Origin of the sequence: Methylibium sp. Root1272 (genome assembly GCF_001425905.1) — a bacterium.
In the GTDB taxonomy this organism is placed as follows: Bacteria; Pseudomonadota; Gammaproteobacteria; order Burkholderiales; family Burkholderiaceae_C; genus Methylibium.
The window spans coordinates 275,307-289,253 of sequence record NZ_LMDY01000013.1 but is presented as its reverse complement, the minus strand read 5'-3'; the positions used below and the strand labels follow the sequence as shown (position 1 = coordinate 289,253).

At 70.0% G+C, this 13,947-nt stretch carries 11 protein-coding genes; 6 read left to right on the top strand and 5 right to left on the bottom strand.

The genetic code is table 11. The annotated features are described in order from the left end of the window. Positions 1 to 9 precede the first annotated feature (9 nt). Positions 10 to 720 carry a potassium channel family protein gene (locus ASC67_RS10395; RefSeq protein WP_056319259.1) on the bottom strand — a complete coding sequence of 237 codons (711 nt, stop codon included), beginning with the start codon at positions 718 to 720 and terminating at the stop codon, positions 10 to 12. 44 nt (positions 721 to 764) lie between these two features. Between ASC67_RS10395 and tgt the strand changes: the two genes are divergently transcribed. Continuing rightward, positions 765 to 1,892 (top strand): tRNA guanosine(34) transglycosylase Tgt, encoded by a 1,128-nt coding sequence (tgt, locus tag ASC67_RS10390; RefSeq protein ID WP_056319254.1) that lies wholly within the window; start codon positions 765 to 767, stop codon positions 1,890 to 1,892. Between the two features lie 12 nt (positions 1,893 to 1,904). On the opposite strand, the gene ASC67_RS10385 is transcribed toward tgt, so the two are convergent. Both ASC67_RS10385 and ASC67_RS10380 read right to left on the bottom strand, forming a co-directional pair. Next, positions 1,905 to 3,806 (bottom strand): MFS transporter, encoded by a 1,902-nt coding sequence (locus tag ASC67_RS10385; RefSeq protein WP_200946887.1) that lies wholly within the window; start codon positions 3,804 to 3,806, stop codon positions 1,905 to 1,907. Between the two features lie 78 nt (positions 3,807 to 3,884). Next, complete coding sequence (locus ASC67_RS10380) at positions 3,885 to 6,071, bottom strand: TonB-dependent siderophore receptor (protein WP_056319242.1); 2,187 nt, start codon at positions 6,069 to 6,071, stop codon at positions 3,885 to 3,887. 235 nt (positions 6,072 to 6,306) lie between these two features. On the opposite strand from ASC67_RS10380, the gene ASC67_RS10375 reads away from it, so the two are divergent. From ASC67_RS10375 to ASC67_RS10355, 5 genes are read left to right on the top strand one after another with little or no spacing between them, the layout of a single operon-like run. Further along, positions 6,307 to 6,939 (top strand): PepSY-associated TM helix domain-containing protein, encoded by a 633-nt coding sequence (locus ASC67_RS10375; RefSeq protein ID WP_056319235.1) that lies wholly within the window; start codon positions 6,307 to 6,309, stop codon positions 6,937 to 6,939. Between the two features lie 16 nt (positions 6,940 to 6,955). After that, positions 6,956 to 7,471 (top strand): DUF2271 domain-containing protein, encoded by a 516-nt coding sequence (locus tag ASC67_RS10370; RefSeq protein WP_056319224.1) that lies wholly within the window; start codon positions 6,956 to 6,958, stop codon positions 7,469 to 7,471. A 38-nt stretch (positions 7,472 to 7,509) separates the two neighbouring features. Beyond that, entirely contained in the window at positions 7,510 to 8,325 is an 816-nt protein-coding gene (locus tag ASC67_RS10365) for a DUF4198 domain-containing protein (RefSeq protein WP_056319217.1), read from the top strand. A 40-nt stretch (positions 8,326 to 8,365) separates the two neighbouring features. Beyond that, positions 8,366 to 9,391, top strand: a complete 1,026-nt coding sequence (locus ASC67_RS10360) for an FAD:protein FMN transferase (RefSeq protein WP_404932872.1) — start codon at positions 8,366 to 8,368, stop codon at positions 9,389 to 9,391. After that, positions 9,388 to 10,788 carry a sulfite reductase subunit alpha gene (locus tag ASC67_RS10355; RefSeq protein ID WP_056319211.1) on the top strand — a complete coding sequence of 467 codons (1,401 nt, stop codon included), beginning with the start codon at positions 9,388 to 9,390 and terminating at the stop codon, positions 10,786 to 10,788. Before ASC67_RS10360 ends, ASC67_RS10355 begins: the two co-directional genes overlap by 4 nt. Positions 10,789 to 10,827: 39 nt before the next feature. Here the strand turns inward: ASC67_RS10355 and ASC67_RS10350 are convergent, their stop codons facing one another. Continuing rightward, positions 10,828 to 11,508, bottom strand: coding sequence for a Fe2+-dependent dioxygenase (locus ASC67_RS10350; RefSeq protein WP_056319206.1), 681 nt, complete (start codon positions 11,506 to 11,508; stop codon positions 10,828 to 10,830). Between the two features lie 67 nt (positions 11,509 to 11,575). Then, positions 11,576 to 13,855, bottom strand: a complete 2,280-nt coding sequence (locus ASC67_RS10345) for a catecholate siderophore receptor Fiu (protein WP_056319202.1) — start codon at positions 13,853 to 13,855, stop codon at positions 11,576 to 11,578. Positions 13,856 to 13,947: the final 92 nt, after the last annotated feature.

The window sequence follows — 13,947 nt, the reverse complement described above, 5'->3', positions numbered from 1 at the left end:
CGCTCGCGCTCAGGCGGCGGGCGGCTGCTGGTTCTGGTGCGCGAACAGCGACACCAGCCAGCCCAGCAGTGCCACCGGATAGAGCACGCCGATCAGCACCTGCAGGATGCACAGCGAGCGCGCCGCGGCATGCACCGGCGTGATGTCGCCGTAGCCCAGCGAGGTGAGCGTGACGAAGGAGAAGTAGTTGAGCCGCGCCACCAGCGCGGCATAGTCCACCGGCTGGCCGAACATGAAGTAGGCGCCGTCGCCGGCATAGATGGCCACCAGCCGGTGCGCCTGCGCGAACGCCAGGCCGATCAGCAGGAAGGCGGCGATCGCGCCCAGCACGCGGTGCACGTTGATGCGGCCGGCGGCCAGCGTGTAGGCCAGCGTCAGCCAGCCCAGCACCACCAGGTTGAACATCGCGAACAGCGCGTCGGCGCCGCGCAGCTCGCTGTCGGGCAGCCACAGGTTGGCGACGCGGATCACGAGGCTGCCGAAGGCGGTGGCGATGAACCAGCGGCCCGCGAGCGTGTGGTCGGACAGCATCCACACACCGAGCGCCAGCATCGCCAGGAAGCCGGCGTCGGCGAGGTGCCGGTTGAGCCAGCCCACCTCGACCAGCGGTGGCAGCAGCACCACCTCGGCGAGCAGCAGCAGCGTCAGCACGCTGAGGCTGCGGTCGGTGACGGCCTGGCGGGTCAGGCGGCGGAACACGCGTTGGACGATCGGCAGCATGCGCGCGAGCTTAGCCGGCGCGCGGGCCGCTGCGACAATCCGGCATGCTTCGCTTCGATCTGCTGCACACCGAAGGCCATGCTCGCCGTGGCCGCCTCACGCTCAACCACGGCGTTGTCGAGACGCCGATCTTCATGCCGGTCGGCACCTACGGCACCGTCAAGGGCGTGATGCCGGCCTCGCTGGAGGCGATGGGCGCGCAGATCATCCTCGGCAACACCTTCCACCTGTGGCTGCGCCCCGGGCTCGACGTGCTGCGCCAGTTCGGCGGTCTGCATCGCTTCGAGCACTGGCCCAAGCCCATCCTGACCGACAGCGGCGGCTTCCAGGTCTGGTCGCTCGGCGCGATGCGCAAGATCAGCGAGGAGGGCGTGAAGTTCGCGTCACCGGTCAACGGCGACAAGCTCTTCCTCACGCCCGAGACCAGCATGCAGATCCAGGCGGTGCTGAACTCCGACATCGTGATGCAGTTCGACGAATGCACGCCCTACGAGACCGCGGGCCACCTGACGACCGAGCAGGAAGCGCGCGCGTCGATGGAGCTGAGCCTGCGCTGGGCGGCGCGCTGCAAGACCGAGTTCGCGCGGCTCGAGAACCCCAACGCGCTGTTCGGCATCGTGCAGGGCGGCATGTTCGAGCCGCTGCGCCAGGAGTCGCTCGACGCACTGGTGGCGATGGACTTCCCCGGCTACGCGGTCGGCGGTGTCAGCGTCGGCGAACCGAAGGACGAGATGCTGCGCATCATGGCGCACACGCCGCACCGGCTGCCGGCGCACAAGCCGCGCTACCTGATGGGCGTGGGCACGCCGGAAGACCTGGTCGAGGGCGTGGCCCAGGGCGTCGACATGTTCGACTGCGTGATGCCCACGCGCAACGCCCGCAACGGCCACCTGTTCACCCGCCACGGCGACCTGCGGCTGCGCAATGCGCGCTACAAGACCGACGAGCGGCCGATCGACGAGAGCTGCGCCTGCACCGCTTGCGCCGGCTTCAGCCGCGCCTACCTGCACCACCTCGACAGATGCGGCGAGATGCTGGGCCCGATGCTCACCAGCATCCACAACCTGCACTACTACGTGAACCTGATGCGTGAGGTGCGCGAGGCGCTCGATGCCGGGCGCTTCGAGGCGTTTCGCGCGCAGTTCAGGGCCGACCGCGCGCGCGGCGTCTGAGACCCCGCGCGTTCACGCCGCCAGCATCGCCGCCACGCGTTCGCGCAGACGATCCGGCGTGACCTCGGCCGCGGCCAGCGGCGCGCCGGCGCGCAGGCCGACGCGGCTCCACAGTCCGCGCCGGAACGGCTGCGTCATCGCGGCGCCGCTGGCGCGCGAGAAGAACGAGCCCCACAGGTCGCGCAGCGCCAGCGGGACCACCGGCACCGGGTGGGTTTCCAGGATCTTCATCACGCCGCCCTTGAAGGGCTGCAGGGTGCCATCGCGGGTGATCGCGCCTTCCGGGAAGATGCACAGCAGCTCGCCCTCGTCCAGCACCTTGCGGGCCTCGGCGAAGGCGCGCTCGTAGGTGGCGGGATCGTCCTTCTGCGGGGCGACCGGGATCGCCTTGGCCAGCCGGAACAGCCAGCCCAGCACGGGCGTCGCGAAGATGCGGTGGTCCATGATGAAGCGGATCGGCCGCGGGCTCGCGGCCATCAGCAGGATCGGGTCGACGAAGCTCACGTGGTTGCACACCAGCACGGCGGCCCCGGTGGTGGGGATGTGCTCGTCGCCCTGCACGCGAAAGCGGTAGACCAGGCGCGTCGCGATCAGCGCGATGAAGCGCAGCAGGTACTCCGGCACCAGCAGGAAGATGTAGGCGGCCACCACCGCGTTCAGCAGCCCCGTCACCAGGAAGATCTGCGGGATCGTCAGGCCGGCCTTCAGCAGCGCCCCGGCCATCACGGCGCTGACGATCATAAACAGGGCGTTGAGGATGTTGTTGGCCGCGATGATGCGGGCGCGGTGCGAGGCCGGCGAGCGCAGCTGGATCAGCGCGTACATCGGCACGCTGTAGAGGCCGGCGAACAGCGCGAGCAGCGCCAGGTCGGCCATCACGCGCCAGTGCCCGGGCTGGCGCACGAAATCGCCCAGACCGGCGATGCCGACGCCGGGCGCATGGCCGCGCGTCGCGAAGTAGAGATCGATCGCGAACACGCTCATGCCGATCGCGCCGAACGGCACCAGCCCGATCTCCACGTGGCGCCGGCTCAGCATCTCGCACAGCAGCGAGCCGATGCCGATGCCCACCGAGAACACCACCAGCAGCAGCGAGGCCACCTGCTCGTCGCCGCCCAGCACCTCCTTCGCGAAGGCCGGGAACATCGACAGGAACACCGCGCCGAAGAACCACATCCACGAGATGCCGAGCAGCGAACGGAACACCACCAGGTTGCCGTGCGCGAGCTTCAGGTTGCGCCAGGTCTCGCTGACCGGGTTCCAGTTGATCACCAGCGCCGGGTCGGTGGGCGGAGAGGCCGGCACGAGCTGCGCGGTCGCGCGGCCGAGCAACGCCACGCCGAGGCAGGCGAAGGCCACGTAGTGCCGGCCCACGTCGGGCACCGCCACCAGCAGGCCGCCGGCCACCTGCCCGAGCAGGATGGCAACGAAGGTGCCCATCTCGACCATGCCATTGCCGCCGGTCAGCTCGCGTTCGCTCAGGTGCTGCGGCAGGTAGGAGAACTTGACCGGGCCGAACAGCGTGGAGTGCAGCCCCATCAGGAACACGCAGGCCAGCAGCAGCGGCACGCTGGCGGTCCAGAAGCCCAGGCCGGCCAGGCCCATGATGGCGATCTCCAGCGTCTTCACGAAGCGGATCACGCGCGTCTTGTCGAACTTGTCGGCCAGCTGTCCCGAAGTGGCCGAGAACAGCAGGAAGGGCAGGATGAACAGCGCACCGATCGCCAGCCCGGCCAGCGCCGGCGGCAGCCAGCTCACCTGCAGCTGGTAGGTGACCAGCACGGTGAACGCGAACTTGAACAGGTTGTCGTTGCCGGCGCCGAGGAACTGGGTCCAGAAGAAGGGCGCGAAGCGCCGCTGCGTCAGCAGCGCGAACTGGTTCGGTGGATGCGAGGAGGTGGGGTCGTCGCTCAAGCGGGCTCCGGGTCGGGCGGTGGCGTGCCGCAGCTTAACGGCTGCGGCCGTGCGCCGCCGCCCGGCCCCGGGCCGGGATCACCAACGGTAGGCCAAGCTCACCACGGCGCGCCGCTGGGTGCCGAACCAGCAATCGCCGCGCTCCAGGCAGGTGGCGATGTAGGTCTTGTCGGTCAGGTTGTTGACGTTCAGCGACAGCGCCCAGGGGCCGGTGTCGTAGCTGACCAGCAGGTCCAGCAGCGTGACGGACGGAACGCGGTTGTTGCCCGATCCATCCCAGGACGGACCGGCATAGCGCACGCCGCCACCGGCCCGCAGGCCGGGCAGGCCCGCGGCTCCGAAGCGATGCACCGCCCACAGCGAGGCCGCGTGCTTCGGGATGCTGCTGAGCTGCTCGCCGCGGTTCGTGTCGATCTCGCCGGTCAGGCGGGCGCGGGTGTACGAATAGTTGGCCAGCAGCTGCCAGGCGGTGAACGTCGCGTTCGCGTCGAGCTCGAGGCCGTCGACCGTGGCCTCGCCGACCTGGATCGAGTAGTTCACGTCAGCCGGTTCGTTGGCGAGCCGGTTGGTCTCCTTCAGCCGGTAGACGGCCGCCGACGCACTCACCGGCGAATCCGCCGGCATCCACTTGACGCCGGTTTCCAGCTGCCGGCCGCGCGAGGGCTCGAACGGCCTGCCGCCGCGCGCCGGGCTGGTGGTCCCGGCCACCGGCTGGAACGATTCGGAGTAGCCGGCGTAGGGCGACCAGCCGCCGTCGGCCAGGTAGACGACGCCCAGGTTCTTCGAATTGGCCGAGTCCTTGGCGTCATCGGTCTTCGCCTTGTCGTGCCGCAGGCCGGCGGTGACCACCCAGCGGTCGTCGAACTTGACCTGGTCCTGGATCAGCAGGCCGACGTTGCGCACGCGCGAGTCGATGACGAAGGTCTGCGCGGGGTCGAGCGCCGGCAAGGGAGAAGTGCCGTAGACCGGATCGAAGGGATCCAGCGGCGTCATCAGGAAGCCGCCGCGGTCGATGTGCAGCATGCGGTGCGACATGTAGTCGACGCCGGTCAGCAGCGTGTGCGTCGTGCGGCCGAGCGCGATCTTGCCCTGCAGCAGCAGGTCGGCGTTGTTGATGCGCGAGCGGTCGTCGGCCACGTAGCCGTAGCGGTTCAGGTAGGTGTTGTTCGCCGGATCGACCGTATCCACCACGCCGTCCGCGCCGACGTACTGGCTCCAGTCGGCGTAGGCGGTGGCGAGATGGCCGGTCACGTTGTCGCGCCGCAGGTGGTGGCGCAGCGTCCACTGCTCGTTCAACTGCTGCTCGAGTTCCCAGCCGAAGCGCTTGCGCGTTCCGCCGTAAGTGTCCCAGTCGGGCTCGCCGACGAAGACCTCGGGGTCGATGCGGCGGCCGTTCGGCGCCTTGTTGAGCGTGCCGGCGATGGGGAAGAAGCCGTTCTGGTTGAGGCTCTTGTCCTTCTGGTACTCGCCGTAGACCGTCAGTGCCGTCCCGGCCAGCGGCTTCCAGCCGATCGACGGTGCGAACAGCGTGCGCTCCTGGTCGGCGTACTTGACCTGGCTGCCGCTGTCCCTGCGCAAGGCGATCACGCGGTAGGCGAGGCGGCCGTCCTCGACCAGCGCGCCGCCCAGGTCGGCCGCGACCTGCTTGTGGTCGTCGTTGCCGAGTTGCACCTGCACTTCCCGCTGCGCCTCGGCGGACGGCCGCTTGGACACCAGGTTGACCACGCCGCCGGGCCCGTTCTGGCCGGCCATCAGCGAGGCCGGGCCGCGCAGCACCTCGATGCGCTCGAAGGCATAGGGCTCGTTGCGCACGCTGCCCCAGTAGCCGGTGATGGGCAGCCGCAGGCCGTCGAGCAGCGTCGAGCCCTCGCTGCCGCCGCGCATCGCGTAGTAGTCGCCGCGGTTGTCGAGGCCGTACAGCTCGGCGCGCACGCCCGCCGTGTAGCGCAGCACCTCCTGCATCGTCAGCGAGTTCTGGTCACGCACCTGCTCGGCGCCGATCACGGTGATCGACTGCGGCACTTCGTTGAGCGGCGTGTCGGTCTTGGTCGCCGTGGCGCTGCGCCGGGCGGTGTAGCCCGATACCGGGCCGGTCGCCTTCTCGGCCTGCGTCGTGGCCTTCACTTCCGGCAGTGTGGTGCCGGCCCCGTCGGGGGGCGTCGTCGCCGGCGGCGCGGCAGGGGCTGGGGCCTCCTGGGCCGGAGCCCACGGAGCACAGGTCAACAGGGCGCAGGCAAGTGCGCCCACGCGAGAGGTGGCAAGCATTCATCGTTCCTTTGGTCGTGTCGAACACGGGACCGCTGGCGACGGGCTTGCGGTGACTCCTCGGCTATCTCAGGGGGCGCTCGACCCCCGCCGGTTTCCCAAGCGCTGGGGTGGTCTTTACGTTGCGTTATTGATAGTGATTCGCATTTAGTAGCTTACACTAAGGCGCAACTTTTGAGGAGGGCGCGTTGCAGTCCGCGAGGCTGCGTGCCCGGGCGCGAAGAGACGCGAAGGCATGCGCAAGACCGACAACACCCAGCGGGCCTACTGGCTGAAGACGCTGCATCAATGGCACTGGATCAGCTCGGCGGTCTGCCTGCTGGGCATGCTGCTGTTCAGCGTCACCGGCATCACGCTCAACCATGCCTCGCAGATCGAGAGCCGGCCGGCCGTGACCGCCCGCGAACTGCAGCTGCCACCGGAGCTGAAGGCCCTGGTGGCGCCGGATGCGTCGTCGCCGTCGTCGCCGCGCGCGCCCTTGCCCGCGCGGCTGGCCGACTGGGTCGACACGCAGCTGGCGGTCGACGTGCGCGGACGTGATGCCGAGTGGTCCGACGAGGAGCTGTATGTCTCGCTGCCGCGCCCCGGCGGCGACGCCTGGCTGCGCATCGACCGCGAGAGCGGCGCAGCGGAGTACGAGCGCACCGACCGCGGCTGGATCTCCTACCTCAACGACCTGCACAAGGGGCGCCACACCGGCGTGGCGTGGTCGTGGTTCATCGACGTGTTCGCGGTCGCCTGCCTGGTGTTCTGCCTCACCGGCCTGTTCATCCTGAAGCTGCACGCGGCCAACCGGCCGACCACCTGGCCGATCGTCGGTCTCGGGCTGGTGATCCCGCTGCTGCTCGCCCTGCTGTTCATCCACTGAAGAAGAAGGCTCTGCCATGCACGTGCGTTACTCCATCGCGCTGAGCGCCGCGGCGCTCGGTGTCCCGGCTCTGGCGGCCGACCTGGCGGTCGGCGTCGAGGTGCCCCGACTGACCGTCGCCGAATACCACCGCCCCTATGTCGCGATGTGGGTCGAGCGCGCCGACCAGGGCGTCGCCGCCAACCTCGCGGTCTGGTACGCCACCGCCAAGAAGGACGGCGAGGGAGCGAAGTGGCTGAAGGACATGCGCCAGTGGTGGCGCCGCAGCGGCCGCGAACTGCAGGTGCCGGCCGACGGCCTGACCAGCGCCACGCGTCCGGCCGGCAAGCACAAGCTCAGCTTCAACGACAGCGCCAAGCCGCTCGGCAAGCTGCCGCCCGGCGACTACAAGCTCGTGATCGAGGCGGCGCGCGAGTCCGGCGGCCGCGAGCTGCTGAGCATCCCCTTCCAGTGGCCCCCGGCCAAGGCGCAGCAGTTGAGTGCCCAGGGCAGCAGCGAGCTCGGTGAAGTCACGCTCGAGCTCAAGCCCTGAACCGCCGTCGGCCCCCTCACCCCGTCCAGGAGATCCCCATGTCCCGTTCCCGTTTTGCGCTCGTCGTCACGACGGCGCTCGCCTTTGGTCTGTCGGTGCCGCTGGCTCGCGCCCACAGCAGCTTCCTGGTGCCCTCGTCGACCGTGCTGTCCAAGCCGCAATGGGTCACGATCGACGGCGCATCCGGCAACGACATCTTCTACTTCAACCACGCGCCGCTGCGGCTCGACGGGCTGTCGGTCACCGCGCCGGACGGCAGCGCCGTGGCGCCGGAGAACGTGGTGGTCGGCAAGCTGCGCAGCGTGTTCGACCTGAACCTCACGCAGACCGGCACCTACCGCGTGGCCAACGGCTTCAGCGGCGTGACGGCGCGCTACAAGGACGCGGCCACCGGCCAGAACAAGGGCTTCCGTGGCACGGCCGAGAACTTCGCCAAGGACGTGCCGGCCAATGCGCCCGAGCTGACGGTCAACGAAGGCATCAGCCGCCTCGAGACCTTCATCACCGTCGGCAAGCCCAGCGCGATCCAGCCGGTCGGCAAGGGCCTGGAGTTCGTGCCGGTCACGCACCCCAACGACCTGTTCACCGGCGAGGCGGCGACCTTCGGTTTCCTGCTCGACGGCAAGCCGGCCGTGGACCTGGAGGTCGAGATCATCTTCGGCGGCACCCGCTACCGCGACAAGATCGGCGAGATCGTGCTGAAGACCGACGCGAAGGGCCAGGTCAAGGTGAACTGGCCGCAGCCCGGGCTCTACCGCCTGGAGGTCAGCACCAAGGACGACAAGACCACGCTGAAGCAGGCCAAGGAGCGCCGGCTGGTCTATGCCGCCGTGCTGGAAGTGCTGCCGCAGTGACGAGAGGGCCGCTGAAAAGCGCGGCTGCCGCATGACGCGCGTGTCCTTCGCCGAACCGCCCCCGCTGAGCTATCGCTACGACGGCGGGGCCGCGCCGCGTCTGTTGACGGCCGCCGTGCAGGAGCTGGGCGGGCCGACGATGGGCACCCGCTGGAGCGTGAAGTACTGGCACGCGCCGGCCACGCCCGGACCGGCCCGCCGTGAGGTCCGCGAGGCGATCGAGACGGCGCTGGACCTCGTGGTGCGCCAGATGAGCACCTGGGAGGAAGACTCCGACCTGAGCCGCTACAACCGCGCGGCGCCGGGCCGCTGGCAGAAGTTGCCCGAGCCCTTCTTCACGGTGCTGCGGCATGCGCTCGAACTGGCGCGTGCCACTGGGGGGGCCTATGACCCGACCGTCGGCCCTGCGGTCAACCTCTGGGGCTTCGGCCCCGATCCGGCCCGCCGCAACGCGCCGGAGGCGGCCGATCTGGAAGCGGCGCGCCGCCGCATCGGCTGGCAGCGCGTGCAGCTCGACGCCGAGCAGCGCCGCGCACGTCAGGTCGGCGGCACCTATGTCGACCTGTCGTCGATCGCCAAGGGCTACGCCGTCGACGCCGTCGCGCGCGCGCTGCAGCGCCTGGGCTGCGGCCATGCGCTCGTCGAGGTCGGTGGCGAGCTGCTCGGCATGGGCCGCCGGCCTGACGGGCAGCCGTGGCGCGTGGCGGTCCGCCTGCCCGGGCTGGAACAGGGCGAAGCCGGTCCGGTGCTCGCGCTCAAGGGGCTGGCGGTCGCGACCTCCGGCGACGACTTCCGCTGCTTCGCGGCCGACGACGGCGCGCGCTATTCCCACACCATCGACCCGCGCACCGGCCGGCCGGTGCGGCACGCGCTGGCGTCGGTGACGGTCGTGCACGCGCAATGCATGCACGCCGACGCGCTGGCCACGGCGCTGACGGTGCTGGGCCCCGATGAAGGCTGGGCCTATGCCGAGCGAGAGCGGCTGGCCGTGCTGTTCATCCGCCGCGGCGCGGACGGCGGCCACGAGGCCCGCCCGACGGCCGGGTTCGAAGCGCTGCTGGCATGACGTTGCTGTCCGATGACGCGCTGCGGGCGCTCGCCGCGGGCGGGACCGTGCTGTCCTATGCGGCGCTGTGCGCCGGCACCTGGCGCGCGCACCGGGCGCGCGAGGCCCGGGTGGCGCTCGCGGCAGCAGCCCTGGCGCCGGCCGCGGCAGGCATACGGCCGGTGCTGGTGGCGCACGCCAGCCAGACCGGCAACGCCGAACAGCTGGCGTGGCAGACCGCGCAGGCCCTGCACACGGCCGGCGTGCCGGCGCGCATCGCCAGCCTGTCGCAGCTGCAGGCCGACGAACTGGCGGCGGCGGAGCGGGCGCTGTTCATCGTCAGCACCTACGGCGAAGGCGATCCGCCCGACGCGGCGGCGCCGTTCGTGCGCCGCGTCATGGCCCAGGCCGCCGAGGCGCCGCTCGCGCTCGGCGGCCTGCATTGCGCCGTGCTGGCGCTCGGGGATCGCGAGTACCAGCACTTCTGCGGTTTCGGCCGCACGCTCGACACCTGGTTGCGCCGGCAGGGGGCGCAGGCGATGTTCGAGCGCATCGACGTCGACGGGGGCGATGCCGAGGCGCTGCAGCAGTGGCAGCACCAGGTGGCGCGCGTGGCGGGCACCAGCGACCTGCCGGACTGGCAGCTCGCGGCGGCATTCGAGCCGTGGCGGCTGGCGCATCGCCGGTTGCTCAACCCCGGCAGCGCCGGCGGCCCCTGCTTTCACCTGGAGCTCGAGGCCCCGGCCGGCGCGGCACCGAGCCCGGACTGGCAGGCCGGCGACCTGGTGCAGGTGCTGCCGCCCGGCGACGGCGAACGCCCGCGCGAGTACTCGATCGCCTCGCTGCCCACCGACGGCCGCGTGCACCTGCTGGTGCGCCAGGAGCGGCATGCCGACGGCACCCCGGGCCTGGCCTCCGGCTGGCTCACCGAGCGCGCCGCCGTCGGCGACGAGATCGCGCTGCGACTGCGCGCCCACGGCAACTTCCGCCTCGGCGACAACGCCGGCCGGCCGTTGATCCTGATCGGCAACGGCACCGGCCTGGCCGGCCTGCGCGCCCACCTCAAGGCCCGCGCTGCGGCGGGCCAGGGCGCGAACTGGCTGGTGTTCGGCGAGCGCCACGCCGCGCACGACGCCTACTACCGCGACGAGATCGCCGCCTGGCAGGCCGGCGGCGTGCTCGAGCGCGCCGACCTCGTGTTCTCGCGCGACCAGCCCGGCAAGCGCTATGTGCAGGACCGCCTGCGGGAGCAGGCCGACACGCTGGGCGACTGGGTCGCGCGCGGCGCCGCGCTCTACGTGTGCGGCAGCCTGGTCGGCATGGCCGCGGGCGTGGAAGCCGCGCTGGTCGACGTGCTCGGCCGCAACGGCGTCGACCGGCTCATCGAAACCGGCCGCCTGCGGCGCGACGTGTACTGAGCGTGTCCCGGCGGGGCCCGAGAGCGGCCGCCGGCCGCGTCACACCTCGGCCCACTGGCGCAGCAGGTTGTGATAGTGGCCGGTGAGGCTCAGCACTTCGGGGCAGTCGCCGAGCTTCTCGCGCAGTTTCTGGATGTCCTGGTCGAGCTCGAACAGCAGATGGCGCTGCCAGTCGTCGCGCACCATGCTCTGCGTCCAGAAGAACGAGCACACGCGCGCGCCACGCGTCACCGGCTCGACGCGGTGCAGGCTGGTCGACGGGTAGAGGATCAGGTCACCGGCCGGCAGCTTGACCTCGTGCGTGCCGTAGGTGTCGACCACCACCAGCTCGCCGCCGTCGTAGTCGTCCGGGTCGCTGAGGAACAGCGTGCTCGACAGGTCGGTGCGCAGGCGCAGGTGGGTGCCCGGCACCGAGCGCACCGCGCCGTCGATGTGCAGGCCGTAGTGCTCGCCGCCCTCGTAGCGGTTGAACAGCGGCGGCACGGTGCGCAGCGGCAGCGCTGCCGAGAGGAACAGCGGGTGGACCAGCAGCGCCTTCAGGATGATCTCGCCGAGTTCGCGGCCCACCGGCGACAGCTCGGGCAGCTGTCGGTTCTGCTTGACCTGGGCGCCCTGCGGCCCCACGGTCGCGCGGCCATCGACCCAGTCGGTGGCGTCGAGCCGCGCGCGGATGTCGGCGACCTGTTCGCGCGTCAGGACCTCGGGCACGTGCAGCATCATGATTCGATCGTCTCCAGATGACAAAAGACCCCTCGCTCGCGCGAGGGGCCTGCTCACGCATGTGCCGTCAGAACTGCACGTTGGCGGTGAGCAGCGCCGAGCGCGGCACGCCCGGGAAGTAGCGTGAACGTCCGCTGTTGACGGCGGACAGGTACTCCTTGTCGAACAGGTTGTACACGTTCAGCTGCAGGTTGAAGTTCTTGCTGAACTCGTAACCCACCAGCGCATCGGCCACCCAGTAGCTGGGCATTTCGGTCAGGCCCGTGACCGTCGAGGTGTCGACGTTGCTGGTCGTCGTCGCATTGTCGACGTAGCGGGCCCCACCGCCCAGCGTCAGGCCGAACGGCAGCTTGTAGGTCAGCCACGAGGTGAAGGTGAGCTCCGGTGACCACTGGATCAGCCCGCCCTGCGTCGCAGCGGCGGCACGCTCGATCTCCGGATCCATGCGCGCCAGCCCGGCGCTCAGGTGCAGCTCGTTGGTCAGCTGCCCCACCACGCTCAGCTCGATGCCCTGGACGCGGCGTTTGCCTACCTGTGTGTAGACCGTCGTGTCGATCGGGTCCTGCACCAGCTCGTTCTTGTTCTCGCTGCGGAAGATCGCGCCGGCGATGGCGAGCTTGCCGCCGAGGAACTCCCACTTGGTACCGACCTCGATGTTGCTGCCCTCCTGCGGATCGAGATTGGGCTGGTTGACGTTGTTGGCGTTGGCGCTGAGCGTGTGGTTGGCGCCTCCGGGCGGCAATTCGGAGCTCGCGACCGACACGTAGACACTGCCGTTCGGCGCCGGCTTGAACAGGGCGCCGAGCTTCCAGCTCAGCAGGTTGCCACTGGCGTCGAGCGCCAGCGGCACCAGGACACCGTCGGTCAGCGTCATCGAGTTGAACTCGGTCCGGTACTTCTCCCAACGCACCCCGCCGGTGAACTGCCACTGCTCGCCAACCTTCAAGGTGTCGAAGGCATAGACCGCAGCGGTCAGCGTGTTGCCTTTGGCGTAGGCGCCGTTGCGCACCGGCGTCTGGAAGACGTCACCGAGGCTCGGGTCGTAGAGGTTCGCAGGATCCTGCGTCACGCCGGTCGGCAGGGCGAAGGTCGGCAGCGACTGCTTCTCGTAGGTGAACTCCACGCCGCCGGTGACCGAGTGCTTGACCGCGCCGCTACCGAGTTCGGCCGTGATGTTGCTCTGGTTCGTGAGGATCTCGTTCTGCTGGTACTTGCGCTGGCGCGAGCGGTTCACCGTGTAGGTCGACGGATCGGCGGGCGTGACGAAGTTGACCGCATTCACGCCGGTCAGCACGCTGTCCTGTGTGGAGCGGCCGTAGCGCGAGGTGTTGCGCAGCGTGATGCCGGGCGCCACATCGTGCTCGACGCGCGCCGTGAACATGTCGATGTCGATCTTCTCGTAGTCGGACCGGGAGCCGTAGAAGTTCTCCGAGTCCACCGGGGTCGGGGTCGGCACGCCGGCCGGGGCCGTCGTCGGAAGCTTGTAGTTGCCCACGCCGTAGGTCGGCACACCACCGTCCGGCAGGTTGTCCTGCTTGCTGTGCAGCAGGTAGAAGTAGGCGCGCGTCGGAGTGTTCAGGCCGAAGGCGATCGAGGGCGCGAAGCCGTAGCTCTTCTTCTCGACTTCGTCGCGACCCGGCACCCCGGAGTCCTGCACCATCAGGTTCAGTCGCACGGCGGTGCCGGGAACGCCGATGTCCAGCGGTCGGTTCAGGTCCGCCGTGGCACGCTTGCGGCTCGAGGTGCCGAGGCTGAGGCTGGCGGCATTGAAGTTCTCGGCGAACGGCACCTTGCTCGACAGGTTCACGTAGCCCGAGGAGGCGCCGCGGCCGTTGTCGGCGCCCGACGGGCCCTTCACCACTTCGACCTGCTCGATGTTGAAGACGTCGCGCGAGATGAATCCCAGGTCGCGGATGCCATCGACGAAGATGCTGCCCGAGGTGTCGAAGCCGCGCATGAAGATCGAGTCGCCGCTCGAAGTGTTGCCGTTCTCGCCCATCAGCATCGTGACGCCGGGGGTGTTGCGCAGCGCTTCACTGAGGGTCGTCGCGCCCTGCTCGCGCAGCAGCTCCTTCTTGATCACGGTGATGGTCTGCGGCGTGTCCACCAGCGGCTGGGTGAACTTCGGCGACGACATGGCCTCTGCCTTGTAGGGCGTCTCCACCGTCGACTTGGCCTTGATCTCCGGCAACACCTGCGTGCTGGCGGGCGCCGAAGCGGCGTCGGCGGGCGCCGCGGCCTGCTGGGCGTGCACGGCGGCTGGAATGGCCAGCGCAGCGAAGGCGGCGGCGGCCGAAGCGGTCCGTCGGGGGGGATGGGCGTGCTTGCGAGCCTGGATGTAGGCCATGGGTTCTCCTCGGTGTGGTTCGAAACGGCGAAACGGGCGCAGAGGCTGGCTCTCTGCGGCAATCCCGACCGCGTTTCGACGCGAGGAGAAGC

What these genes read in the sequence shown, in the direction of transcription:
- ASC67_RS10395 (WP_056319259.1), bottom strand. Translation starts at nt 720, where the DNA reads ATGCTGCCGATCGTCCAACGCGTGTTCCGCCGCCTGACCCGCCAGGCC.
- tgt (WP_056319254.1), top strand. Translation starts at nt 765, where the DNA reads ATGCTTCGCTTCGATCTGCTGCACACCGAAGGCCATGCTCGCCGTGGC.
- ASC67_RS10350 (WP_056319206.1), bottom strand. Translation starts at nt 11,508, where the DNA reads ATGATGCTGCACGTGCCCGAGGTCCTGACGCGCGAACAGGTCGCCGAC.
- ASC67_RS10375 (WP_056319235.1), top strand. Translation starts at nt 6,307, where the DNA reads ATGCGCAAGACCGACAACACCCAGCGGGCCTACTGGCTGAAGACGCTG.
- ASC67_RS10370 (WP_056319224.1), top strand. Translation starts at nt 6,956, where the DNA reads ATGCACGTGCGTTACTCCATCGCGCTGAGCGCCGCGGCGCTCGGTGTC.
- ASC67_RS10345 (WP_056319202.1), bottom strand. Translation starts at nt 13,855, where the DNA reads ATGGCCTACATCCAGGCTCGCAAGCACGCCCATCCCCCCCGACGGACC.
- ASC67_RS10380 (WP_056319242.1), bottom strand. Translation starts at nt 6,071, where the DNA reads ATGCTTGCCACCTCTCGCGTGGGCGCACTTGCCTGCGCCCTGTTGACC.
- ASC67_RS10355 (WP_056319211.1), top strand. Translation starts at nt 9,388, where the DNA reads ATGACGTTGCTGTCCGATGACGCGCTGCGGGCGCTCGCCGCGGGCGGG.
- ASC67_RS10365 (WP_056319217.1), top strand. Translation starts at nt 7,510, where the DNA reads ATGTCCCGTTCCCGTTTTGCGCTCGTCGTCACGACGGCGCTCGCCTTT.